The sequence below is a fragment of the Lentzea roselyniae genome, from assembly GCF_039537795.1.
GTDB lineage: Bacteria > Actinomycetota > Actinomycetes > Mycobacteriales > Pseudonocardiaceae > Lentzea > Lentzea atacamensis.
The window spans coordinates 86,438-108,902 of the sequence record NZ_BAABBE010000015.1 but is presented as its reverse complement, the minus strand read 5'-3'; the positions used below and the strand labels follow the sequence as shown (position 1 = coordinate 108,902).

The 22,465-nt window shown below is 69.0% G+C and carries 26 protein-coding genes and 1 pseudogene; 10 read left to right on the top strand and 17 right to left on the bottom strand.

Annotation, left to right across the window (positions count from 1 at the left end; genetic code table 11):
- Positions 1-69: 69 nt before the first annotated feature.
- Positions 70-1,539: a peptide MFS transporter gene (locus ABFX45_RS26480; protein WP_346132630.1), complete on the bottom strand. Its 1,470-nt coding sequence runs from the start codon at positions 1,537-1,539 to the stop codon at positions 70-72.
- Positions 1,540-1,716: 177 nt separating this feature from the next.
- On the opposite strand from ABFX45_RS26480, the gene ABFX45_RS26475 reads away from it, so the two are divergent.
- Positions 1,717-2,250, top strand: a complete 534-nt coding sequence (locus ABFX45_RS26475) for a TIGR03086 family metal-binding protein (protein ID WP_109637983.1) — start codon at positions 1,717-1,719, stop codon at positions 2,248-2,250.
- Between the two features lie 298 nt (positions 2,251-2,548).
- Here the strand turns inward: ABFX45_RS26475 and ABFX45_RS26470 are convergent, their stop codons facing one another.
- Both ABFX45_RS26470 and ABFX45_RS26465 read right to left on the bottom strand, forming a co-directional pair.
- The gene (locus tag ABFX45_RS26470) at positions 2,549-3,052 is read right to left on the bottom strand and encodes a GNAT family N-acetyltransferase (protein ID WP_346132628.1); all 504 of its coding nucleotides are present in this window, start codon (positions 3,050-3,052) and stop codon (positions 2,549-2,551) included.
- Positions 3,049-3,549, bottom strand: coding sequence for a DUF4262 domain-containing protein (locus ABFX45_RS26465; protein ID WP_233439616.1), 501 nt, complete (start codon positions 3,547-3,549; stop codon positions 3,049-3,051). Before ABFX45_RS26465 ends, ABFX45_RS26470 begins: the two co-directional genes overlap by 4 nt.
- A 127-nt stretch (positions 3,550-3,676) precedes the next feature.
- On the opposite strand from ABFX45_RS26465, the gene ABFX45_RS26460 reads away from it, so the two are divergent.
- Both ABFX45_RS26460 and ABFX45_RS26455 read left to right on the top strand, forming a co-directional pair.
- Positions 3,677-4,513, top strand: coding sequence for a helix-turn-helix domain-containing protein (locus ABFX45_RS26460; protein ID WP_346132626.1), 837 nt, complete (start codon positions 3,677-3,679; stop codon positions 4,511-4,513).
- Complete coding sequence (locus ABFX45_RS26455) at positions 4,513-4,683, top strand: DUF397 domain-containing protein (RefSeq protein ID WP_346132624.1); 171 nt, start codon at positions 4,513-4,515, stop codon at positions 4,681-4,683. Before ABFX45_RS26460 ends, ABFX45_RS26455 begins: the two co-directional genes overlap by 1 nt.
- A 30-nt stretch (positions 4,684-4,713) precedes the next feature.
- Here the strand turns inward: ABFX45_RS26455 and ABFX45_RS26450 are convergent, their stop codons facing one another.
- The 5 genes from ABFX45_RS26450 to ABFX45_RS26430 all read right to left on the bottom strand — a co-directional run bounded on the left by ABFX45_RS26450 (position 4,714) and on the right by ABFX45_RS26430 (position 9,249).
- Entirely contained in the window at positions 4,714-5,463 is a 750-nt protein-coding gene (locus tag ABFX45_RS26450; protein ID WP_109637835.1) for a YebC/PmpR family DNA-binding transcriptional regulator, read from the bottom strand.
- Complete coding sequence (gene pdxT / locus ABFX45_RS26445) at positions 5,460-6,086, bottom strand: pyridoxal 5'-phosphate synthase glutaminase subunit PdxT (protein WP_346132621.1); 627 nt, start codon at positions 6,084-6,086, stop codon at positions 5,460-5,462. Before pdxT ends, ABFX45_RS26450 begins: the two co-directional genes overlap by 4 nt.
- Before the next feature lie 80 nt (positions 6,087-6,166).
- Complete coding sequence (locus ABFX45_RS26440; protein WP_109637833.1) at positions 6,167-6,463, bottom strand: hypothetical protein; 297 nt, start codon at positions 6,461-6,463, stop codon at positions 6,167-6,169.
- A gap of 115 nt (positions 6,464-6,578) precedes the next feature.
- On the bottom strand, positions 6,579-7,922 hold the full coding sequence (locus tag ABFX45_RS26435; RefSeq protein WP_233439643.1) for an amino acid permease: 1,344 nt from the start codon (positions 7,920-7,922) through the stop codon (positions 6,579-6,581).
- Positions 7,923-8,061: 139 nt separating this feature from the next.
- Positions 8,062-9,249: a trans-sulfuration enzyme family protein gene (locus ABFX45_RS26430; protein ID WP_346132619.1), complete on the bottom strand. Its 1,188-nt coding sequence runs from the start codon at positions 9,247-9,249 to the stop codon at positions 8,062-8,064.
- 74 nt (positions 9,250-9,323) lie between these two features.
- Here ABFX45_RS26430 and ABFX45_RS26425 point away from each other — a divergent pair, with 74 nt between their 5' ends.
- Positions 9,324-9,764 carry an Lrp/AsnC family transcriptional regulator gene (locus ABFX45_RS26425; protein WP_109637830.1) on the top strand — a complete coding sequence of 147 codons (441 nt, stop codon included), beginning with the start codon at positions 9,324-9,326 and terminating at the stop codon, positions 9,762-9,764.
- Here the strand turns inward: ABFX45_RS26425 and ABFX45_RS26420 are convergent.
- From ABFX45_RS26420 to ABFX45_RS26405, 4 genes and pseudogenes are all read right to left on the bottom strand, one after another.
- Positions 9,761-9,892: a LuxR C-terminal-related transcriptional regulator gene (locus ABFX45_RS26420; RefSeq protein ID WP_346132747.1), complete on the bottom strand. Its 132-nt coding sequence runs from the start codon at positions 9,890-9,892 to the stop codon at positions 9,761-9,763. The genes ABFX45_RS26425 and ABFX45_RS26420 overlap by 4 nt on opposite strands.
- 51 nt (positions 9,893-9,943) lie before the next feature.
- Positions 9,944-10,333, bottom strand: a pseudogene (locus ABFX45_RS26415) (ATP-binding protein); the annotation flags it as partial.
- Positions 10,334-10,477: 144 nt separating this feature from the next.
- Complete coding sequence (locus ABFX45_RS26410) at positions 10,478-10,786, bottom strand: AzlD domain-containing protein (protein ID WP_109637827.1); 309 nt, start codon at positions 10,784-10,786, stop codon at positions 10,478-10,480.
- The gene (locus tag ABFX45_RS26405; RefSeq protein ID WP_109637826.1) at positions 10,765-11,460 is read right to left on the bottom strand and encodes an AzlC family ABC transporter permease; all 696 of its coding nucleotides are present in this window, start codon (positions 11,458-11,460) and stop codon (positions 10,765-10,767) included. The genes ABFX45_RS26410 and ABFX45_RS26405 overlap by 22 nt, the downstream gene beginning before the upstream one ends.
- 57 nt (positions 11,461-11,517) lie before the next feature.
- Here ABFX45_RS26405 and ABFX45_RS26400 point away from each other — a divergent pair, with 57 nt between their 5' ends.
- Positions 11,518-12,072: a helix-turn-helix domain-containing protein gene (locus ABFX45_RS26400; RefSeq protein ID WP_233439615.1), complete on the top strand. Its 555-nt coding sequence runs from the start codon at positions 11,518-11,520 to the stop codon at positions 12,070-12,072.
- Here the strand turns inward: ABFX45_RS26400 and ABFX45_RS26395 are convergent.
- Together ABFX45_RS26395 and ABFX45_RS26390 are read right to left on the bottom strand one after the other, a co-directional pair.
- Complete coding sequence (locus ABFX45_RS26395; RefSeq protein WP_346132615.1) at positions 12,069-12,890, bottom strand: hypothetical protein; 822 nt, start codon at positions 12,888-12,890, stop codon at positions 12,069-12,071. The genes ABFX45_RS26400 and ABFX45_RS26395 overlap by 4 nt on opposite strands.
- Positions 12,891-12,935: 45 nt before the next feature.
- Positions 12,936-14,228 carry an FG-GAP repeat domain-containing protein gene (locus ABFX45_RS26390; RefSeq protein ID WP_346132613.1) on the bottom strand — a complete coding sequence of 431 codons (1,293 nt, stop codon included), beginning with the start codon at positions 14,226-14,228 and terminating at the stop codon, positions 12,936-12,938.
- Between the two features lie 233 nt (positions 14,229-14,461).
- Here ABFX45_RS26390 and helR point away from each other — a divergent pair, with 233 nt between their 5' ends.
- From helR to ABFX45_RS26375, 3 genes are read left to right on the top strand one after another with little or no spacing between them, the layout of a single operon-like run.
- Positions 14,462-16,645, top strand: coding sequence for an RNA polymerase recycling motor ATPase HelR (helR, locus tag ABFX45_RS26385; RefSeq protein ID WP_428834190.1), 2,184 nt, complete (start codon positions 14,462-14,464; stop codon positions 16,643-16,645).
- A 35-nt stretch (positions 16,646-16,680) separates the two neighbouring features.
- Positions 16,681-16,971, top strand: coding sequence for a hypothetical protein (locus tag ABFX45_RS26380; RefSeq protein ID WP_146231605.1), 291 nt, complete (start codon positions 16,681-16,683; stop codon positions 16,969-16,971).
- Complete coding sequence (locus ABFX45_RS26375) at positions 16,968-17,372, top strand: type II toxin-antitoxin system VapC family toxin (RefSeq protein WP_109637822.1); 405 nt, start codon at positions 16,968-16,970, stop codon at positions 17,370-17,372. Before ABFX45_RS26380 ends, ABFX45_RS26375 begins: the two co-directional genes overlap by 4 nt.
- Before the next feature lie 5 nt (positions 17,373-17,377).
- Here the strand turns inward: ABFX45_RS26375 and ABFX45_RS26370 are convergent, their stop codons facing one another.
- Entirely contained in the window at positions 17,378-18,262 is an 885-nt protein-coding gene (locus tag ABFX45_RS26370) for a hypothetical protein (RefSeq protein ID WP_346132609.1), read from the bottom strand.
- 82 nt (positions 18,263-18,344) lie between these two features.
- On the opposite strand from ABFX45_RS26370, the gene ABFX45_RS26365 reads away from it, so the two are divergent.
- Positions 18,345-18,605, top strand: a complete 261-nt coding sequence (locus tag ABFX45_RS26365) for a hypothetical protein (RefSeq protein ID WP_346132607.1) — start codon at positions 18,345-18,347, stop codon at positions 18,603-18,605.
- A gap of 56 nt (positions 18,606-18,661) precedes the next feature.
- Here the strand turns inward: ABFX45_RS26365 and pdxS are convergent, their stop codons facing one another.
- Positions 18,662-19,594: a pyridoxal 5'-phosphate synthase lyase subunit PdxS gene (gene pdxS, locus ABFX45_RS26360; RefSeq protein WP_109637819.1), complete on the bottom strand. Its 933-nt coding sequence runs from the start codon at positions 19,592-19,594 to the stop codon at positions 18,662-18,664.
- A 207-nt stretch (positions 19,595-19,801) separates the two neighbouring features.
- Between pdxS and ABFX45_RS26355 the strand changes: the two genes are divergently transcribed.
- On the top strand, positions 19,802-21,859 hold the full coding sequence (locus tag ABFX45_RS26355; RefSeq protein WP_109637979.1) for an elongation factor G-like protein EF-G2: 2,058 nt from the start codon (positions 19,802-19,804) through the stop codon (positions 21,857-21,859).
- On the opposite strand, the gene ABFX45_RS26350 is transcribed toward ABFX45_RS26355, so the two are convergent.
- On the bottom strand, positions 21,814-22,452 hold the full coding sequence (locus tag ABFX45_RS26350) for a class I SAM-dependent methyltransferase (protein WP_346132604.1): 639 nt from the start codon (positions 22,450-22,452) through the stop codon (positions 21,814-21,816). The two genes, ABFX45_RS26355 and ABFX45_RS26350, sit on opposite strands and share 46 nt — an antisense overlap.
- Between the last annotated feature and the right edge of the window lie 13 nt (positions 22,453-22,465).

Here is a 22,465-nt window from a genome sequence, read left to right as displayed (position 1 = left end):
CCTTGAAGGCGAGAGGGAGACCCGCCGCACCGCCGCCGCGACGGGCCTCCCTCTCGCCTCGTCAAGGGACTACTCGACGCCGGACATCAACTTCCGGATGACCGGGGCCGCCGCCGCGAGCGCGATGCCGAGCACGATCGCCGCGCCGCCCAGCGTCATGAAGTACGCCGACGGGCTGCTGGTGTAGAACTTCACGAGCTGCGCGGCGATGCCGGAACCCGCTGCGCTGGCGAGGAACCACAGGCCCATCGTCTGCGAGGCGAACGCGCGCGGCGCGAGCTTCGTCGTCACCGAGAGGCCGACCGGCGAGAGCATGAGCTCACCGGCGGTCATGATCAGGAACATCACCACGAGCCAGAGCGGCGTCACCTTGCCGTCGGCCGCCGAGTTGCTCGCGAAGTACATGAGCACGAACGACAAACCGACCAGCACGAGCGCGCCGGCGAACTTGCGCGGGGTGCTGGGCGCGCGGTCGGCGAGCTTCACCCACAGCAGCGCGAACACCGGCGCCAGCACGATGATCATGATCGGGTTGATCGACTGGAACCAGGCGACCGGGAACTCCCAGCCGAACACGTGGTTGTCCACGTGCGAGTCTGCGAACTCCGCGATGACCGACGCGCTCTGCTCGAAGATCAGCCAGAACATCGCCGCCGCGATGAACAGCGGGATGTAGGCGATGACGCGCGGGCGTTCCTCGGCGGTCGTCTTCCTGCTGCGGATCATGATCGTGAAGTAGGTGACCGGCAGGAGCACCGACAGGATCGAGATGACAGCGATGACACCGTCGACGTCCCACAGCTGGTACGCGACGAACCCGGCGGCGACGAGCGCGACGGCGATGGCCGCGATGAGGCCGTAGACGCGGCCCTTCTCCTGCTGCGGGAGCGGGTTCGGCGGCACGGCGGCCGAGCCGCGCAGGTGCTTGCGGCCGAGCTGGTACTGGATCAGGCCGAGCGCCATGCCGACCGCGGCGGCGGCGAAACCGACGTGGTAGTTGATGCCGTCCGCGAGTGCGCCGGTGATCAGCGGCGACACGAAGCCACCGATGTTGATCGCCATGTAGAAGACGGTGAAGCCCGCGTCACGACGGGTGTCGTGCTGCTCGTAGAGGCCGCCGACGACCGTGGAGATGTTCGGCTTGAGCAGGCCCGTGCCGAGAACGATGAGGACGAGGCCCAGGTAGACACCTGCAAGCCCGATCGGCAGTGCCAGCGCGAGGTGGCCGCACATGATCAGCAGGCCGCCGTAGAACGTGGCCCGCTGGCCACCGAACACGCGGTCCGCGAGCCAGCCGCCCGCGACGCCGGACATGTACACCGACGAGCCGTAGATGGCGACCACCGACAGGGCGAGCGCCTTGTCGACGCCCATGCCGCCCTCGGCCACGGCCGTCCACAGGTAGAGGCCGAGGATGGCCTTCATCCCGTAGAACGAGAACCGTTCCCACAGTTCGGTGAAGAAGAGCGTGGACAGGCCTCGGGGGTGCCCGAAGAATCCTTTGTCCTGCTCGGAGATGCTGGCGCTAGGGGCGCTCACGTCATCGTCCTCTCGTGTCAACGATGTCACGGCGGATTCGACGCACATTACGCCGAACGCCCGTACGGTTGCAGTCGGGGTTGCGTCTGAGTGGCCCAACTCTCACGCCGGGGTGCGCACTTGGGCAGGATTTGATGCACTGCTCAGGTGGACTTGATCCAGGCGCACGGACTAGCGATGACGGAGTTCGACAAGCGGGTGCGGGAGATCGCACCGGATCAGTGGGCGCTCGGGACGCCTTGCCGGGAGTGGTCGGTCAGAGACCTGGTCGGTCATCTCGTCTACGAACAGCTCTGGGCCCCGGAGCTGCTCGCCGGGTGCACCGTCAGCCAGGTCGGCGACCGGTTCGACCACGACAACCTGGGCGATGATCCGCTGGTGTCCTGGGTGGTCGCGGCCGCGGCGGCGCGCGAGGCGTGGCTGGAGCCGTCCGCGTTGTCGAAGCAGGTGCACGTGTCGTCCGGCGTGATCGGCGCCGAGGAGTACTGCTGGCAGATGACCACGGACCTCGCCGTGCACGCGTGGGACCTGGCGCGCTCGATCGGCGCCGACGAGCAGATCGACGCGGACCTGGCCTCGACGGTGCTGAAGTACGTGGAGCAGAGCGTCGACGAGTGGAGCGCGAGCCCGATGTTCGACTCGCCGGTACCGGTGGCGCCGGACGCGGACGACCAGACACGACTGATAGGCCTTCTCGGTCGCAAGCCGTAGGCCGGGTACTTGAAGCGCCCCGCTTCGCATCCCCCTCTGCCTCCTGCGAGGCGGGGCGCTCCTCCCCCGGTCGCGGCGTCCCCAGATCCCCCCGGACTGGCTGGCCGCACCGCATTTCTACCGGTTGGCCGTTGTCCGGTGTCGAGGCGCGTTGAGCGGACAACGAGGTTCGGACAACGATTCGGTCTCCGCACAGCGCCGGCCCCGGCGCCGGATGCGCCGGGGCCGACGAGTGCCGGACGGATCAGCCGACGTGTGATCTACGTCCGCACCGGTGAGTGGTCGTGGGTGGACCGCTTCAGAAGCCTGCCAGGGTCTCGTGGCCAGCCGCTGAACGCCGGATGACCGTCTTCTCCAGCGTGACCCGGATCCCGAAGTCGTCCTGGCGTTCGTCCACCCTGACGAACCCCTCGCTCTCGTACAGGCCCAGGCTTCCCGCGCTCTCGCCGCCGGTGAACAGCCACACCACCCGCACGTCCGCGGGCGCGGCCTCCGTGATCTCTCTGAGCAGGCGCCGCCCGATGCCGCGGCCGCCCATGTCCGGCGCGACCGACAACCGCGCGACCTCCATGCGCTCACCGCCCACGTTGCCGCGGACAGAACCCACGAGCCGATGCCCGTCCCACGCCCCGATGGCCGGCATACCGGACTCGATGTGCCGCTTGATCTCGTCGAGTGTCTCGATCAGCGGCGGGAGCTCCCACATGGCATAGCGCCTGGCCTCGCTCACGTACGCGGCCTTCTGCACCGTGAGCAGTTCACCGGCGTGTGCGGGCCTCAATGGTCCGAGATGGATGTTCACGGCCCGGTGACCCCCGGTGTCCAGCTCTCCGGCACACCGCTTTCCGTGAGGATCAGCTGGTGGTCGTGGAACCCCTCCGGCGCGTCGGGCTGCCACGGCCAGTGCCCCTGCGGCGTCGGCACGATGATCTGCACGGCGGCGAAGTCCGACCCGTCGTAGAGCAGGTACGCGCTGCCGAAGAACTCCGGGTAGTAGCCCTTGTAGACGCGCTCGAACGTGACGGGCACGCCCTCGAAGAAGTCGTGGTACAGCTGGCCGGGCACGAACCGCTCGCCGCTGCTCGCCCGCCGCACGTACAGGTTGATCAGGTTCTCGCCCATGCCCTGCGGCAGCCCGATCACGACGGCCTCCGCGACGCCGAACCGCCGCCACGCCCCCACCGAGAACACGTAGCCCGCGCCCTCGGCGTCCGGGTTCACGACGATGTTGGTGTGGCCGTGCCGGTCGGCGGCGGAGAGCAGCCGGGCCCGCAGTTCGATGTCTTCGTCGGAGAGCACGGCATCCACCCTACGGCACCGTTTCTGTGCCTTAGGCCTGCTTAGAGCTGCTCCAAGACTCCCACCTTCAGGCAGATTTGGCCGGAAACGATGGAGTCCATCCGGCTTCGGCTCCTAGCGTTCCTCCATGCCCAAGAGGTCATCCAGCGTGGTGGGCCGAGAGTTCGGCAACGGAGTCCGCAAGATCATCGAACGAACCGGCTTGACCCAGCGCAGAATCGCCGAGCTGCTCGGCTGGCAGGAGGCCAAGATCTCCGATCTGCTGGCGGGCAAGGGCGGCGTCAGCGAGATGGAGGTCCGGGAACTGCTGGCGTTCTGCCAAGCCACGGTCGAGGAACGCAGCCACCTGATCGCACTGTTCCTGGAGTCCGGGGAGAAGGGCTGGCTCCAGTTCCCGGAAGATGGTGTGCCGGACCAGGTCCACACGTTGATCGACCTTGAGAAGTCGGCCAACGAGATCACCGTGTGGTCGCTGACGCTCGTGTCCGGAGTGCTTCAGATACCGGAGTACGCCTACGTGGTCACCGAGGCCTCACCGGTGATCGAAGCAGCGGACGTGCCGACGGTCGCGGCCGCGAGGACCGCCCGCGCGAAGCTGCTGGACGGGAGCCGGAAGTTCGTCTTCTACATCCACGAGTTCGCCCTGCGGTTCCAGGTGGGAGGCGTGGAGATCTGGCGAGAGCAACTGGCCCACCTGTTGCGCGTCTCGGTGCGGTCGTACGTCAGCATCCGTGTCATTCCGGCATCGGCAGGCATCCACGCGGGTACGACCGGCGGCTTCTACCTGATGAGGTTCCCGAAGTTCCCGCCCGTCGTCTTCCTGGACAGCCTGAACTGCTGCCTCTTCTTCGATGACGCCGACACCGTCAAGGTGTACGAGACCACCCTCGAGCGGCTGGCTGCCGTTGCTTTGGATGAGGAAGAATCGAGGGCGGTGATCGACAGCATCTTGGAGGGCTTCTGATGACCGTCTGGCGCAAGAGCAGCTACAGCGGCAGCAGCGGTGACTGCGTCGAGATCGGTCACGGCGTCGGCGTCCGGGACAGCAAGGCGCCGGCGACGCACCTGTCCGTGAGCGCGGAGGCGTGGTCGGCGTTCCTGAGCACCATCAAAAAGACAGCCCCGCACCCATGATCGGGTACGGGGCCGTCGTACAGCTCGCGGTCAGCCGACCTCGGCCATGACCTCGTCCGACACGTCGAAGTTCGCGAAGACGTTCTGCACGTCGTCGCAGTCCTCCAGCGCGTCGATCAGCTTGAAGATCTTCTTCGCGCCCTCGGCCTCCAGCTGCACGGAGACCGACGGCAGGAAGCTCGACTCGGCCGACTCGTAGTCGATGCCGGCGTCCTGCAGCGCCTTGCGGACCGGAATCAGGTCACCGGCCTCGGACACGACCTCGAAGGCCTCGCCCAGGTCGTTGACCTCTTCGGCACCCGCTTCCAGCACGGCCATCATCACGTCGTCCTCGGTCGTGCCCGCCTTCGGCACGATCACGACGCCCTTGCGGCTGAACATGTACGACACCGAGCCGGGGTCGGCCATCGAACCGCCGTTGCGCGTCATCGCCGTGCGGACCTCGGTGGCGGCGCGGTTCCGGTTGTCCGTGAGGCACTCGATGAGCACCGCGACACCGTTGGGGCCGTAGCCCTCGTACATGATCGTCTGCCAGTCGGCGCCGCCGGCTTCCTCGCCGCCGCCGCGCTTGCGGGCGCGCTCGATGTTGTCGAGCGGCACCGAGTTCTTGCGGGCCTTCTGGATCGCGTCGTAGAGCGTCGGGTTGCCGTCCGGGTCGCCGCCGCCGGTGCGGGCGGCCACCTCGATGTTCTTGATCAGCCGCGCGAAGAGCTTGCCGCGCTTGGCGTCAATGGCGGCCTTCTTGTGCTTGGTGGTCGCCCACTTTGAGTGGCCGCTCATTTCTCCTCCGTCGAACCTCGGACCATGTCAACGAACAGGCGGTGAACGCGCTCGTCGCCCGTGAGCTCCGGGTGGAACGCCGTCGCCAGCACGTTGCCCTGCCTGACCGCGACGATCCTACCGGCGGCATCCCCCGCCTCAGCCGTAACAGGCACCGTAGCGAGGACCTCGACCTCGCCGCTCACCGCCTCCACCCAGGGTGCGCGGATGAACACGGCGTGAACGGTCTCGCCCGCCAGGTCGAGGTCCGTCTCGAACGAGTCGATCTGCCTGCCGAACGCGTTGCGGCGCACGGTGACGTCCAGGCCACCGAGTTGGTGCTGGTCCTCACGGCCGTCCAGCACGTTGTTGGCCAGCAGGATCATGCCCGCGCACGACCCGTACGCGGGGAAGCCCGCCTTGATCTTGGCCCGCAGCGGCTCGAGCAGCCCGAAGTTGTCGAGCAGCTTGCTGATGGTCGTCGACTCGCCGCCGGGGATGACGATGCCGTCGAGCTCGTCGAGCTCTTCCGGGCGGCGGACGGGACGTGCGGTGACGTCGCACTTGGCCAGCGAGACCAGGTGCTCCTGGACGTCGCCCTGCAGGGCGAGCACGCCGATGACGGGTGGGGCGGTGACAACCATGCCACCAGCATATTTGAGCCTGGTCAGCCCGCTGGCAGGCCCCGGCCCGGCGGTGTGACCGCGAGCCGGGGCCGTACCGCTCAGTGCTCGTCGTAGTGCCCGTCGTGTTCCGCGTGGCGATGTCCGTCGTGGACGTAGTCGACGTGGTCGGCGTGCGGGACCGCCACGTGCCCGCACCCGTCGCCGTGCGCGTGGTCGTGCGCACCGTGCTCGTTGTGGCCTTCCGGCTCGCACTCGTCGAAGTGACCGTCGTGCTCCCTGTGCAGGTGCCCGTCGTGGACGTAGTCGACGTGGTCGCTGTGCGGCACCCCGACGTGTCCGCAGCCCTCGCCGTGCCGGTGAGAGTGCTCGCGGTGCTCCATGTGGCTCGTTGTCATGGAATCAGGCTGCTCCTCCGCGCCGTTTTCCGCGCTTTCAGCCGCCCGGCCGGGTGAAAGCCGCGAGCCGCCCCCTTCGTGAGGGGACGGCTCGCGATCAATCACCCGACTTCGGTCAGTCGACGGTGACGAGCTGCTCCTGCGCCGCGGCCGGCTGACGCGACTTCACGTAGCGCCACCCCAGGAACAGCACGAGAGCGAGGCCTGGGATCGACCAGAACGCGATCCGCTCCGCGTGACCGGACGAGAAGGCCATCTGCCCGACCACCAGCGCGAGGAACGCGAGCGTCAGCCAGCCCGTGTACGGCGCGCCGGGCATCCGGTACGAGGGCCGCTGCACCTCGCCCTTCAACGCCTTCTGCCGCAGCTTCATCTGGCAGATGATCAGCGTGGCCCACGTCGACACGACGCCCAGCGACGCGATGGCGATCGCGATGTCGAACGCGTCCTTGGGCACGATGTAGTTGAGCACCACGCCGAACAGGTACGCGACACCGGTGAAGAGGATGCCGCCGTAGGGCACGTGCCGGGAGTTCATCTTGCCGGTGAAGGCCGGGGCCTCACCCTTCTGCGCCAGCGACCGCAGAATGCGGCCGGTGGAGTACAGACCCGAGTTGCACGACGACAGCGCGGCGGTCAGCACGACGGCGTTCATGATGTCGCCGACCGCCGGGATGCCCAGTGCCGAGAACACGGTCACGAACGGCGACTCGGTGCCGGTGAAGTGGTGCCACGGCAACAACATGGTGAGCAGCAGCACCGAACCGACGTAGAAGATCGCGATGCGGTAGACGACGCCGTTGATGGCGCGCGGCATGATCTTCTCGGGGTCCTTGGTCTCGCCGGCCGCGATGCCGACGAGCTCGATGGCCGCGTAGGCGAAGACGACGGCCTGCAGGGTCATCAGGGCGACGCCGAAGCCGGCCGGGAACAGGCCGCCGTGGCCCAGGGTGTTGCTGACGGACGCCGTGGTGCCTCCGATGTCCGCGGCGCCGATCACCAGGCCGACACCGGTGACCAGGAAGACGACGATCGCGGTCACCTTGATGACGGAGAACCAGAACTCCAGCTCACCGAACAGCTTCACCGACAGCATGTTGATGGCCACCAGGACCACCAGCGCCACCAGAGCGGTGATCCACTGCGGCAGGTCCGGGAACCACTTGTGCATGTAGATCGCGACGGCGGTGATCTCGGCGATGCCGGTCATCGCCCAGTTCACCCAGTACATCCAGCCGGAGGTGAAGCCCGCCCACGGGCCGATGAACTCGCGGGCGTACTCCACGAAGCTGCCGGCGACCGGGCGGTGCAGCACCAGCTCGCCCAGCGCGCGCATGACGAAGAACGCCGCGAGACCGCACACCGCGTACGACAGGATCAGCGACGGCCCCGCCGCGGCGAGGCGTCCGCCCGCGCCCAGGAAGAGGCCGACGCCGATCGCGCCACCAATGGCGATCATCTGCACCTGACGCTTGCTCAGCGACTTGGTGTAGCCGTCCGCATCAGTTTCCACAGAACTCACTAGGAGGTTCCTTCCGAAACGGAAAAATGCTCGCGTCGGAACCTCCCGCGCCCCGACGCGCTGATGCGTTGGGACCTTAGTGAGTGGCGGTCATCACCAAGTAATCACCTGGGGAAGGCTTAACGTAATCGACGTCACACAACGCGCTGTTCAGGTCGTTCCAAATGTCTTCGACGTGCTCGAGCCCGACGGAAATGCGAAGCAAATTCTCCGGAACGCCCGATGCACGCAGTTCTTCACCGGGCACCAGGCGGTGGGTGAGCGCCCACGGGTGCTCGATCAGGGTGTCGACCGAGCCCAGCGACACGGCCGGCGTGATCAGCCGGAGCCGCCGCACGATCGACGTCGGGTCGCCGTGCACGCCGAACGCGATCATCGCGCCGGTCCCCCGCATCTGCAGCGACGCGGACGGGTAGCGCACGAACTCCACGGCGTCGTGCTCGGCCAGCCGCGCGGCCAGCACGGCGGCGGAGCGGGAGGCAGCCTCGACGCGCAGCGGCAGGGTCGCGAGGCCGCGGTGCAGCAGGTAGCCGCCGAGCGGGTGCAGCACGGCACCGGTGATGATCCTGACCTGCCGCAACGCCGCTGCCAGCGCTTCCGAGCAGGCCACGACGCCACCGAGGACGTCGCCGTGCCCGCCGAGGTACTTCGTGCCGGAGTGCAGCACGTACGAGGCACCGTGCAGGGCCGGGTTCTGCAGGATCGGGGTCGCGAAGGTGTTGTCGACCATCACCGGCACCGAACCGGCCTGGCGCACGACGTGGTCGATGTCGACCAGGTCCAGGTTCGGGTTCGCCGGCGTCTCGACGACGATCAGCCCGGTGTCCGGCCGGATCGCGGAGGACACGAGGCCTGCTTCGACATAGGTGGTGGAGACGCCCAGGAGACCTGACGACAGCAGGTGGTCGGTGCCGCCGTAGAGCGGCCGCACGGCCACGACGTGCGGCTTTCCGGCCATCACGCAGGCTGCCTGGATCACCGCGGTCACCGCGGCCATGCCACTGCCGAACGCGACGGCGGCCTCGGTGTGCTCGAGCCCGGCCAGCGCCTTCTCGAACCGGGCGACCGTCGGGTTGTGCAGCCGCGCGTACACCGGCGACGAGGCCTGTGCCGCGCCCGTGGCCCACTCACCCAGTGCTTCCCCGCCGAGCGCCTGGTCAGGCACGGGGTAGGTGGTGGACAGGTCGATGGGAGGTGCGTGCACGCCGAGCTCCGCGAGGTCGTCGCGGCCGCCGTGCACTGCGATGGTCTCGATGCGCGTCATGGCCGGAATGGTGGAGACTTCCTCGTCACAACGGATGATGAACCGCAGCAGATTCGACGGAACGGAGATTCGCCGTGCTGGATTCGATCGACGAGGCCATCGTGCGGGAGCTGCGGAAGGACGCGCGGCTGCAGAACAAGGACCTGGCGGAACGCGTGAACGTCGCGCAGTCCACGGCGGTGGTCCGGCACCGGGCGTTGCGGGAGCGCGGGGTGATCACCGGCTACCACGCGGAGATCGACCTCGGCGCGATCGGACGGCCGGTGCAGGCGATGCTCGCGCTGAAGATCCGGCCGCACACCAAGGAGATCGTCGACCCGTTCATGGCGTACGTCCTCTCCCTCCCCGAAACACTTGCGCTATCGCACGTGACAGGCCCGGAAGATTTCCTGGTGCATGTCGCGGTATCGGACGTCGGTCACCTGCAACGGCTCGTGCTGGACAAATTCACCAGTCGGCGAGAGGTGACAGAGGTTCATACAAACCTGCTTTTCTCGCACGTTCGAAAGCACTAGCCGACGAGCCGCAATGCGGGCGCGAGCTGATCGCGGCCGTCAATGCCGAGTTTGCGATAAACCTTGGTCAGGTGGATCTCCACGGTCCGCAGCTGCACGAACAGCGCGTCCGCGATCTCCCGGTTCATCTTGCACCCCTCGCCCGCACCGCTCCCCGCCAGCGCGAAGACGGGCAGGTGCTCGATGCGGTGCGGGAGGGTGCTCAGCCACTGCAGTGACGGCTGGTCGGCCCACTGCGCGTCGTCGACGACGATGGCGACGGGCCGTTCGGCGGCCATGCGCGCGAGTGCGCGGTGCAGGACGGGCAGTTCGGGCAACGTCACCGGCCCCGGCTCGGCGAGCGTGTCGGACTGCCCCAGCGCGGCGGCGATGCGCGGCAGGTGCTGAACCTCCTCGCCCGGCCGCACGCAGACGAACAACCTGCTCACGAGCCCGAACGGCAGCTCGCGCTCGAGATAGCTCCCCCGCGCCGCCAGCACCGTGCACCCGCGCCGCGCGGCCAGCTCCCGCGTGGTGGTGAGCAGTGCGGTCTTGCCTGCCCCCAGTCCCCCGGTGGCCACCACCAGGTGCCCGTCGCCGCCGCCGCGGTCAGCGCACCCGCCAGCTGAGTCGTCTCCCGGTCCCGCCCGGCCAGTCCAGGTTTCGCAGCCATGGGTCCATCTGAGGCCCGGCGCCCATCAGCCGCCTCTCGCGGAGGCATTGCCACGCCCGCTTCAGGCCACGCCGATGAGCCGCAACCCCGCGGTCGTGGCCGCGGCCAGCACGATCACCGCGACGAACGGCAGCTTCCGCCACGCCGCGAGCCCACCGACCAGCACACCGATCACGAGCGCCCAGCCGCCGAACTGCTTGCCGTTCGTGAACGTCGACACCGCCACCAGTGCGAACAGCAGAACGGTCGCGGACGCCGTCATCAGTTCGTTGACCTTGTCCGGCAGCGTGACGCGGTCGCGCAGCAACGGCCCCGCGAACCGGATCGCGAACGTGCCGGCGGCGAGGATCAGGACTGCGGCGACGGGCACGGCTCCTCCTTCTTCGTCTTGAACACGAACAGTCCGGCGAGCGCGAGCAGCACGGGCACACCCGCGGGCAAGAACGGCGTGGTCGCCAGTGCTATCGCCCCACCCACGAGCGCCGCGTTGCGCGTCGCCGCGTCCTTCAGCGCCGGCAGGGTGAGCGCGAGCATCGCGGCGGGGAACGCCGCGTCCAGCCCGAACGTCGACGGGTTGCCGATCGCCTGGCCCGCGAGCGCGCCGATGAGCACGCCGGTGTTCCAGCTGAAGAACAGCGCCACGCCGCACGCCCAGTAGGCCGCGCGGGCCCTGGCCGGGTCCTTCTGCGCCATCGCGAAGGCCGTCGACTCGTCGATCAGCAGGTGGCTGCCGACGATCCGCGCGAGCGGGCTCTTGCCCAGCACATCCCCGATCGCCAGCCCGAACGGCAAATGCCTTGCGTTGAGCACCAGCCCTGCCACCACTGCGGCGGCAGGGCTGCCACCAGCGGCGACGATGCCCACAGCCATGAACTGCGAGCCGCCCGCGAAGATCGCCACCGACATCAGCACCGGCAGCCACCACGGCAGGCCGGAGCCGACCGAGATCGCACCGAAGGAGGCGCCGGTGACCGCGGCACCAAGTGCGACTGCGGCCACGTCACGCAGAAGCACAGCATCAAGGGTTCGCCATATCGAACGCATCACCCACTACGATGAACACCTGAACGGGTGTTCGTCAAGCCGAACGGATGGACTTCTGTGTCGAACGCACCACTCGACCTCATCGCCGCCAACCTCCGGCGTGAGCGCGACCGCACCGGCATGTCGCTGAGCGAGGTCGCCAAGAAGGCGGGCATCGCGAAGTCGACGCTCTCCCAGCTGGAGTCCGGCGCCGGAAACCCCAGCGTCGAGACCCTGTGGGCGCTCGGCGTGGCGCTGGGCGTCCCGTTCAGCCGCCTCGTCGAACCCGCCGTGCCCCGCGTCCAGGTGATCCGCGCCGGCGAGGGCCCGGTCATCCACTCCGAGCGCGCGCACTACTCCGCCACCCTGCTGGCCGCCTGCCGTCCGGGCACCAAGCACGACATCTACTGGCTGGCGCTCGAACCGGGCGGCGCGCGCGAGTCCGAGCCGCACGTGCCGGGCAGCGTCGAGCACATGATCGTGGCGTCCGGGCGCTGCCTGGCCGGGCTCGCGGAGGACCCGATCGAGCTCGGGCCCGGCGACTACATCGTCTATCCCGGCGACCTGCCGCACATCTGCAAGGCGCTGGAACCCGGCACCACCGCGATGATGGTCATGGAGCACACGGTCTAGGCGGAAAGCTGCCGGAACAGCGTGCGCAGCCACGGCTCGGTGAGCGCGGGCTCGCCGTCGATCCCCCGCGCGACCAGCCGCCGGACCTCCTTGGTGCGGCCCAGCGACACCAGGTGCACGGCCTCCGCCAACGCCTCCCGCGTGTGCTCGTCCCTCCTGACCTCGTGCAGGTACTCCCGCCACCGGTGCAGCTGGTAGGACCGGGTCAGCTTGGTCTGCTCGTCGCCGAAGTAGGACCAGACGGCACTGTCGAGCGACACGTTCACCACGGCACCGGCGGGGAGGCGGCGGGTCCACGCGGCGTGCTGCTGCCAGCGCCACGTCTTGGGGCTGGTCTGCATGCGGATCGTGATGCCGACGAACCTCAGCTTGTGGCGGATCACCGGCCACGTCTCCCGTTCCTCGGCGATCCAGTCGTCGAGAATCGTGAAGAGCTTGGTGAACGTCGAGCCGCCGTGCACCACGTCGACGAAGGTCACCGGCCGGTCGCGCCGGGCCAGTGCGGCGGGCGTGATGCCGATGGCGGCGGCCAGTTCCCTGGCGTGCGGCACGTTCTCCCTGGCGACCGTGCGGGAGCCGTAGAACGACACCGGCAACCGGGCGAGGGTGCGGTCCGGCAGCGCGCCGCCGAGGAGGTCGAACATCGAGTCGAGTGACCGTCCGACGAAGACCAGGTCGCCGTTTCCACTGCGCGCCAACACCTTTCCCGCGCACTCGGCGAGATCGCCGAGATACCAGGGTTCGGGCGTGGTGACACCGTCGAGCATCGACCCCAGTTGGTCGGGCGCGACGAGATCCCAGCGGAACGGCACGTTCATGCGGCCATGATGACCGGCCGCAGGAACGTGCCGCTCGCGAATTTTCTAGTGGTGAGCAGGGCGGAAGCCGCTCCACCCGGACCCGACCTGCGCGGCCGTGGCGAACGTGCCGTCGCCCTGTCCTGTCCACCGCCACAACGTCGCGTCGCTCGACCGCACCGCCACGACGTCGGCCTTCGCGTCACCGTTCACGTCCAGCACGTTGATCGGGCCGAAGCCGTTCCAGCCCGCCCCGACCTGGCGCCCGCTGGAGAACGTGCCGTTGCCGTTGCCCTCCCAGAACCACAGCTCGCCGCCGGTGTTCGTCGCCCACAGGTCGCCGTCACCGTCGCCGTCGGCGTCACCGCCCGCGAACTTCGGGTACGTGGCCCAGCCTTCGCCGATGAAGAGGCGCTGCGAGAACTTGCCGGAGCCCTCGCCGGGGTACCAGTACAGCCGGCCGCCGTCGCGGCCCACGACGTCGGCCCTGTTGTCGCCGTTGACGTCCAGCACCGCGAACCACTCCAGCGTCTCCCAGCCGGAGCCGGAGTTGGCGAGCTTGGTGAACGTGCCGCGGCCGGAGTTGTGCCAGTAGTGCAGCGCGCCGCCGGTGTCCGTGGCGAGGATGTCCGCGAAACCGTCGGCGTTGGTGTCACCGACGCCGATGCGGTTGAACGACGACGACCAGCCGGGGCCGACCTCGCTCGAGCCGCCGAACGTTCCGCTGGACGTGCCGGGGTAGAGGCGCATGGTGTTGTCGGGGCCGACCGCGAGCACGTCGTCGTAGCGGTCGCCGTTCACGCTCTCCGCGGACAGGCTGCGCGCCGCCGTCCACCACGTCGTCTGCTTGCGGGCGCCGGCCCAGCTGAAGCTGAAGTGGATGTGGTCGGTGTGCGGGCTCGCGCCGCTGTAGGACTGCCAGCCCTTCGACGCCTCGTACGCCTTCCAGATCTTGTGGTCCCAGATCATGTACATGATGCCGAAGCGGCGGGCCAGTGCGTGGGTGTTGCCGTGCTGGTCGGTGGCGAGCAGCCAGTTGATGATGTCCCTGGCCTCCGCCGCCTGGCCGGAGTTGAAGGCGTTGAACGGGTAGTCGAGCGCGCGGCCCTCCTTGTGCTCGCTCTGCCCGCCGCTGTCGCACGCGCGGACCATGCCGAGGTCGGCGCGCCCGTACTCGGCCTTGAGCAGGTCGCGGAACCCGATGACGCCGGGCTTCGCGTCCGGGTCGCAGGTCGTCTGGCCGACGTAGGTGGCGTATCTGTCGATCGCCGGGCCGAAGGCGGGCGTCGGTGGTGCGGCCTCCGCGGGCAGCTGAAGTGCCGCCAACGTCATCACGGCAGCGCTGAGCGCTACGAACATCCTCTTCACGGTCGGTATCTCCCCTGTCGAGTGGATGACGCTCAGCCTGGGGAGACGGGCTACACGGCCTCTACACGCGCTCCACACGCACCGGGGGACCTGGAAAACAAAAAGGAGCGGATCTCCGCTCCTTCCCACTTGAACGTATAGCAGGCGGGGGGCCTTGCCACAAGGCCCGGTGCGTGCCTCAGACTCATCGCCCTATGCCAGTTCACAGGCGCTGTGGGGAGCACGTGGGGTACGAAGAAGAACTGCGGTCCGAACGCGACTACGTCGCCGGTCTCTACGCACGGCTCGATGCCGAACGGGCGCGGGTGAAAGCCGCGTACCAGTCAGCGCTGGGTGGCACCGGCGAGACCGTCATGGAGCGGGACAACGAGGTGCGGGCCCGGCACCGCGAGATGAAGCGGCTGAACGTGGCCGACTACGGGCTGTGCTTCGGACGGCTGGACAGCCTCGACGGCGAGACGTCCTACATCGGCAGGATCGGCCTGTTCGACGAGGACAACGAGTTCGAACCGGTGCTGCTCGACTGGCGTGCACCGGCCGCGCGACCGTTCTACACCGCCACCGGCGCGCAGCCGGAGGGCATGAGCAGGCGCCGCCAGTTCCACGCCCGCCGCCGTGCCGTGACCGGTTTCACCGACGAGGTGTTCGGCAAGCTCGGCGAGGAGCGCGGGGACGTGGCGCTGCTCGCGGCGTTGAACGCGCCGCGCGGCGAGGGCATGCGCGACATCGTGGCGACCATCCAGGCCGAGCAGGACGCGATCATCCGGCTCGACCACCCCGGTGTGCTGGTGATCGAGGGCGGCCCCGGCACCGGCAAGACCGTCGTGGCGCTGCACCGCGTCGCCTATCTGATGTACACGCAACGAGAGCGCATGGAACGGCACGGCGTCCTCGTCGTCGGCCCGAATCCCGCGTTCCTCAACCACATCGGCCGCGTGCTGCCGTCGCTCGGCGAGTCCGACGTGGTGTTCGCCACCGCGGGCGGTCTGCTGCCGGGGCTCGACGCGGTCCTGGAGGACCCGCCGGACGTCACGCGGCTCAAGGGCTCGCTGAAGATGGTGGACGTGCTGAAGTCGGCGGTGGCCGACCGGCAGCGGCTGCCGTCCTCGCCGATCCCGATCACGATGAAGGACGTCGTGGTCCAGATCAACGCCGACGTCGCCGAGTGGGCGCGGCAGGAGGCGCGCGACAGCGGCCTGCCGCACAACGAGGCCCGCAAGGTGTTCACCGAGATCATCACGTACGTCCTGACCGAACGAGCGCTCGGCCGGATCGGCAAGGGCTGGCTGTCCCGGTCCGACCGCCAGGGCTGGGAGGACATGCGGTCCGGCCTGGTCAAGGAGCTCGCGGACGACGAGGCGTTCGCCTCGGCGCTGGACGAGATGTGGCCCGTGCTGACCCCTCGGCAGCTGCTGGCCTCGCTCTACTCGTCTCCCGAACGCCTTGCGGCGGCCGGCGCCGACCCGTCGCTGTACCGCACCGACGGCGAGGCGTGGACGGTGCCGGACGTGCCGCTGCTCGACGAGCTGCACGAACTGCTGGGCCGCGACGGCACCGAGCAGGCCGCCGCCCAGGCCGCCACGGCCGAACGGCAGGCAGAGGCCCGGTACGCCGCCGAGGTGCTGGACAGCCTCGTCGGCCGCCAGGACCACATGGACGACGAGGACCACCTGTTCGCCACGGACCTGATGTTCGCGGAGGACCTGGCCGATCGCTTCGACGAGCACGACACCCGCACCCTCGTCGAACGCGCCTCCGCCGACCGCGGCTGGACCTACCGGCACGTGGTGGTCGACGAGGCCCAGGAACTGTCCGAAATGGACTGGCGCGTGCTGATGCGGCGCTGCCCCGGCCGTTCGTTCACGGTGGTGGGCGACCTGGCCCAGCGCCGTTCGCCGGCGGGCGCCACGTCGTGGGGCGAGATGCTCGACCCGTACGTGCCGGGCCGCTGGGAGTACCGGTCGCTGACGGTCAACTACCGCACGCCCGCCGAGATCATGGCGGTCGCCGCGCAGGTGCTCGCCGAGTTCGCGCCGGACGTGCGGGCACCGGAATCCGTTCGTGCCAACGGTGTTCAGCCGTGGGCCCGGCAGGTTACCGCCGCCGAGCTGCCCGCGGCGATCGACGAGTTCGTGCTCGCCGAGGCGTCGGAGGAAGGCACCAGCGTCGTGATCGGGCCACCCGGCGTGCCCGGCACGGTGCCCGCCTCCGAGACCAAGGGCCTGGAGTTCGACTCGGTGCTCGTCGTCGCGCCGGAGCGGATCCTGGCCGACGGGCCGCGTGGCGCGGCCGAGCTGTACGTGGCGCTGACCCGTGCCACGCAACGGCTCGGCGTGCTGCATCACGAACCGCTGCCCGCCGCCCTCGCGGGCCTCACAGCGAAGGTTTCGGACCATACGATCATGTGATTGCCCAGGAGAGCAAGCACGGCGACGATGAGTGCATGCAGATTGCACGCATCGAAGGTAACGTGGTGCGCATGGGTGAGCCGAGCGACCTGCCGTACCGCGCGGTGCAGATCCGCGAGGTGCCCGGCGACGTCGTGGACGTCCTCCAGGCACGGGCCGCCAAGGCCGGGTTGTCGTTGACCACGTACCTGCGCAACCACCTGGTCGAGCTGGCCAGGAAGCCGACGATGACCGAGCTGTACGAGCGGTCACGCCGGCGGGACTGGGGCGTCGACCGCGCCACCATCGTGAGCGCTGTTCGCGACCTCCGCGAGGACGACGAGTGAGCTTCACCGCCGTCGTGGACACGTCCGCGCTGATGGAGTTCCTGATCGGCGCGGACCCCGGCCACAAGCTCGTGCAACGACTCCTCACGAGCACCTCGGCAGCACCGCAGCTGCTGACCGCGGAGTCGTTGCACGTGCTGCGCAAACTCGTGCGTCAGGGCTTGATCACCGACGAGCAGGCGGAGGAAGCCCTGGACAACCTGCTCGACGTGCCGATCGCGTTGATCGACCACGTTCCGCTGGCCAGGAGGGCGTGGGAGCTGCGGCACGTGGCCTCGGCCTACGACGCGCTCTACCTCGCGCTCGCCGAGGAACTGGACGTGCCGCTCGTCACCTGCGACGCCCGGCTCGCGGGCGCGTCCGGGCACAAGGCCGAGGTCGAGCTGTACCCGATGTCCTGACCGGGTCAGCTGGCCGAGACGAACCTGACCAGGTACGGCTGTTCCGCGCTGACAGCGACGAATGCCTTGTCCCCCTTGAGGGACACCGGAATGTCGATCACGGTGGCGGCGCCGGTGCACGGCACGGTGCGCTGCCCCGTGCGGATGTCCTGACCGATGATGACGGGATCCCTGGCCGTCAGCTCGACCTCGCGCTGCTGGTCGCACGTGACCTCGAACCGCAACGAGGTCGTGCTCGGATCCACCGTCCACTGACGGCCCGTGGTGCGGCTGGCGGCGATCCCGTCGGCCACGGGGTCGGCCGCCAGCACGAACTCGCGATCGAGCTCGTTGCGGAGGTGCGCGATCATCGAACGCGTCAGGCGGACGTCGGACCGCTCCACCTCGACGGGACGCCGGTAGGTGAGCTCGTACCTCGGCGCCACCCTGCCTCCGTCGAGCAGCGTGAACTCGAGCGTCGCCTTGTCGCTGAACGGGCTGCCGTTGTTCCTCATCACGACGCCGTTGCCGGGATGCCCGGCGGCGCAGTCACCCGCGCTGATCGCGAACCACGCGTTGTCCCACCTCCCGAACAGCTGGAAGCCGGCCTGGCGCAGCATCGTGACGAAGTAGGCGCACATGCTCGCCGGACCGGAGAGCGGCCTGCCCAGGTAGAGATCGGCCTCGTAGACCGCGGGCCGGTCCGGGCCGTCGGCGCACTCCCAGAAGTCGCGGCAGCCCTTGTCGAACCGCCCGTGCAGAAGCTGGGCTCCCGGCGGCAACGGTGCATTGGCCATCTCGGCCTCGACCGCCTGGCGCAACCTCGCGATCTCCTCGCTGCTGCGCCCACATGCCGTCACGGTCGCCAGCAACGCCACGACCAGCGCAAGCGCGCGAACTCCCCCGGACATGTGCCGATCATGACAGCAGAACAACTCCCGCGCCGGGAGAACACGTCTCCGGTTACGCTCGAACCATCGAGTCTGGGGGGACATGATGACCAAACCACCGAACGAGCCGTTCCACGAGCGCGACCTGTACGCGCAGCACGCGGATCCGTTCTCCGCCTTCTCCCAGGGCCCTGAGCAACCGCCACCGCCCACCGGCGCCACCCGGCCGATCGGCAGCTACGAGGTGCCGGAGCCGGCCATCCCCGTGGCACCCCGACAGGCGGGCGCGGGCGTGACGCTCGTCGTCGTGCTCGCGGTGTTCGCGTTGCTGCTGGGCGCCGCGATCTTCTTGCTGTCCACATAGGACGACGAAAGGCGCACCGCGCGAACGCGATGCGCCTTTCGTTGCAGAAAAGGGAGTTACCAGCCGCGCTCGGCCAGGCGGTGCGGCTCGGGGATGTCGTCGACGTTGATGCCGACCATGGCCTCACCCAGGCCGCGCGAGACCTTGGCGATGACGTCCGGGTCGTCGTAGAAGGTCGTGGCCTTCACGATGGCCTCGGCGCGCTGGGCCGGGTTGCCGGACTTGAAGATGCCGGAACCGACGAACACGCCCTCGGCGCCGAGCTGCATCATCATCGCGGCGTCGGCCGGGGTCGCGATGCCACCGGCGGTGAAGAGCACCACCGGGAGCTTGCCGTTCTGCGCGACCTCCTTGACCAGCTCGTACGGCGCCTGGAGCTCCTTGGCGGCGACGTACAGCTCGTCCTCGGGGAGGTTCTGCAGGCGGCGGATCTCCTGGCGGATCTTGCGCATGTGCGTGGTGGCGTTGGAGACGTCACCGGTGCCGGCCTCGCCCTTGGAGCGGATCATCGCCGCGCCCTCGGTGATGCGGCGCAGGGCCTCGCCGAGGTTCGTCGCACCGCACACGAAAGGCACGGTGAACGCCCACTTGTCGATGTGGTTGGCGTAGTCGGCCGGGGTCAGCACCTCGGACTCGTCGATGTAGTCCACGCCCAGCGAGGCGAGGACCTGGGCCTCGACGAAGTGGCCGATGCGGGCCTTGGCCATCACGGGGATGGAGACGGCGTTGATGATCCCGTCGATCAGGTCGGGGTCGCTCATGCGGGCGACGCCGCCCTGCGCGCGGATGTCGGCGGGCACGCGCTCGAGCGCCATGACGGCGACGGCGCCGGCGTCCTCCGCGATCTTCGCCTGAGTGGCGTCGACCACGTCCATGATCACGCCGCCCTTGAGCATCTCTGCCATGCCTCGCTTGACGCGGGCGGTGCCAGTGACCTGATCAGTGCTCACGGGCCAACCTTTCACGAGGGGAAGTTTCGGTGAACCCATCCTACGTCTGGTGTGGCCCCCTCACCCAAGCCACTGGAGCCCGGAATCAGAAGGCCACTTCGCGATCAACCGCAGGTCGTGAGCCCTGTCACTCGCACCTTCGTCAAAACGGCCTCGTGAACGTGGCCGCGTCCAGTCGGGGTCTCCCACTTGTACCGGGAGGTGAACGGGTGTGAGATCGAACACTACGACTTGACGGAGGTAGCAATGGGAAGCAAGCACTCCGACAACGGGACACCGGCAGGCGCGGTCGCTGTGGACGACCCGGCCAAGGTCCGCAACGTCGTGCTCGTCGGCCCGTCCGGCGCGGGCAAGACGACGCTCACCGAAGCCCTGCTAGCCGCCACCGGCGTCCTGACCCGAGCGGGATCGGTCACCGAGGGCACGACCGTCTGCGACCACGATCCGGCGGCGGTCCGACAACAACGATCGGTAGGCCTCGCAGTAGCCCCGATCCAGCACGGCGACATCAAGATCAATCTCATCGACACCCCCGGATACGTCGACTTCGTGGGCGAACTGAGGGCAGGACTACGGGCCGCGGACGCGGCCCTTTTTGTTGTCAACGCCTTCGAGGGCGTGGACGCGGCCACCATCGCGCTGTGGGAAGAGTGCGCCCAGGTGAGCATGCCCCGCGCCGTGATCATCACCCGCACCGACCACCACCGCGCCGACGTGATGAACGAGATCATGGCCTGCCAGGCCGCGTTCGGAGCTGGAGTCGTGCCGCTGTACATGCAGGAGGGCGACCAGCTCGTCGGTCTCCTCACCCAGGGCGACAACTACCCGGACGAACGGGCGGCGCTGATCGAGGGCATCATCGCCGAGAGCGAGGACGAGACCCTCATGGACCGCTACCTGGCGGGCGAGGACATCGACCAGGACACCCTCATCGCCGACCTGGAGACCGCTGTCGCACGCGGCTCCTTCCACCCGGTGATGCCGGTCTGCGCCGCGACGGGCATGGGCCTCACCGAACTGCTGGACGGCATCGCGCGCGCGTTCCCCTCCCCGCTGGAGCACGAAGTCCCCTCCGTGACATCGGTGGACGGCATCCCCCAGCCCCGCATGGCCGCCGACCCGGCCGGTCCGCTGGTCGCCGAGGTCGTCCGCACAGCGGTCGACTCCTACGTGGGCCGCGTGTCCCTGGTCCGCGTCTTCTCCGGCACGCTGCGCCCGGAACGCCCGGTGCACGTGTCCGGCCACGGCATGTCCGACCGGGGTCACGAGGACCACGACGCCGACGAACGCGTGGCCCACATCTACTCGCCGCTGGGCGCCAACCTCCGCGAGGTCCCCTACTGCGTGGCCGGCGACCTGTGCGCGTTGACGAAGCTGACCACCGCCGAAACCGGCGACACCGTCTCCGCCCCCGAGAAACCCCTCCTGATGGCCCCGTGGGACATGCCGGAGCCCCTGCTGCCCGTCGCGGTCGTCCCGCGCACCCGCAGCGACGAGGACAACCTGGCCCGCAACCTCAACCGCCTGGTCGCGAGCGACCCGACGCTGCGCCTGGACCGCAACGCCGAGACGCACCAGATGGTGCTGTGGTGCATGGGCGAGGCGCACGCCGACGTCGTGCTGGCGAGGCTGCGGGCGGGCGGCGCGGAGATCGACACCGAACCGGTGCGCGTGGCGTTGCGGGAAACCTTTGCGGGACCGGCGAAAGGCCACGGTCGGCACGTCAAGCAATCTGGAGGTCACGGCCAGTACGCCGTGTGCGACATCGTCGTCGAACCCCTCCCCCGCGGCTCCGGCTTCGAGTTCGTCGACAAGATCGTCGGCGGTGCGATCCCTAACCAGTTCATCCCCTCCGTCGAGAAGGGCGTGCGCGCCCAGCTGGAGAAGGGCCTGCACGACGGCACACCGGTGGTCGACGTCCGGGTCACCCTGGTCGACGGCAAGGCCCACTCGGTCGACTCGTCGGACGCGGCGTTCCAGACCGCGGGCGCGCTGGCGTTGAAGGAAGCCGCGGCCAACGGGCGGACCGTCTTGCTGGAGCCGATGGACGAGGTCGCGATCCGGCTGCCGGACGAGCACCTGGGCACCGTGCTGGGCGACCTGTCCGGACGGCGTGGGCGGGTGCTCGGCACCGAGGCCGACGAGGGCGGGCGGACCGTGATCAGGGCGGAGGTGCCGTCGTCCGAGCTGCTCCGGTACGCGATCGAGCTGCGCGCGATGACGTCGGGCACCGGCACGTTCACGCGCCGCTTCTCCCGCTACGACCCGTTGCCGGAGGCGCTGGCGGCCCGCGCGAGCAAGTAGCACCGATCACTCGGGTGCTCGACCCGCGGATCGGGGGCGCGGTCGAGGCGGGCCGTCACGGTGAGGCCCGCCTCCGCCAACGCGCGTGTCTCCGCGTCCGGGTCGAGGAACCGGAAGGTCAGCTCGACCTCGTTCCCCCACCACTGCGTGAGCGTTTTCTCCTCGCCCGCTTGCGTTTCCGCGTCACGCACGTGAAACGCGATCAGCGCGTGCCCGCCTGGTCGCAACACGCGGGCGAACTCCGCGTAGGCCGCCGCCCGTTCCGCCGCGGCGAGGTGGATCACCGCGTACAGACAGACGAGCGCGGACACCGAGTGGGAACGGAACGGCAGCGCCCTCATGTCGCCCGCGCACACCGGAACCGAGGCGTGCGCGCACATCTGCGGTGACAGGTCGGCACCGACGACGGGCACGCGCCCGGCGAGGTACCCGGCGACGTGGCCCGGTCCGCAGCCGACGTCGAGCACCGGACCGTCCGCGAGCTCGGCGAGTGCGTCGAGCAGCGCACGGTCCAGCGGCTTGCCCGCGAGCTCGTCACCCAGTTCGGCGGCGTACCGCGCAGCCACGACGTCGTAGGAGTGCCGGACGGTCATGCGGCCATCCTTG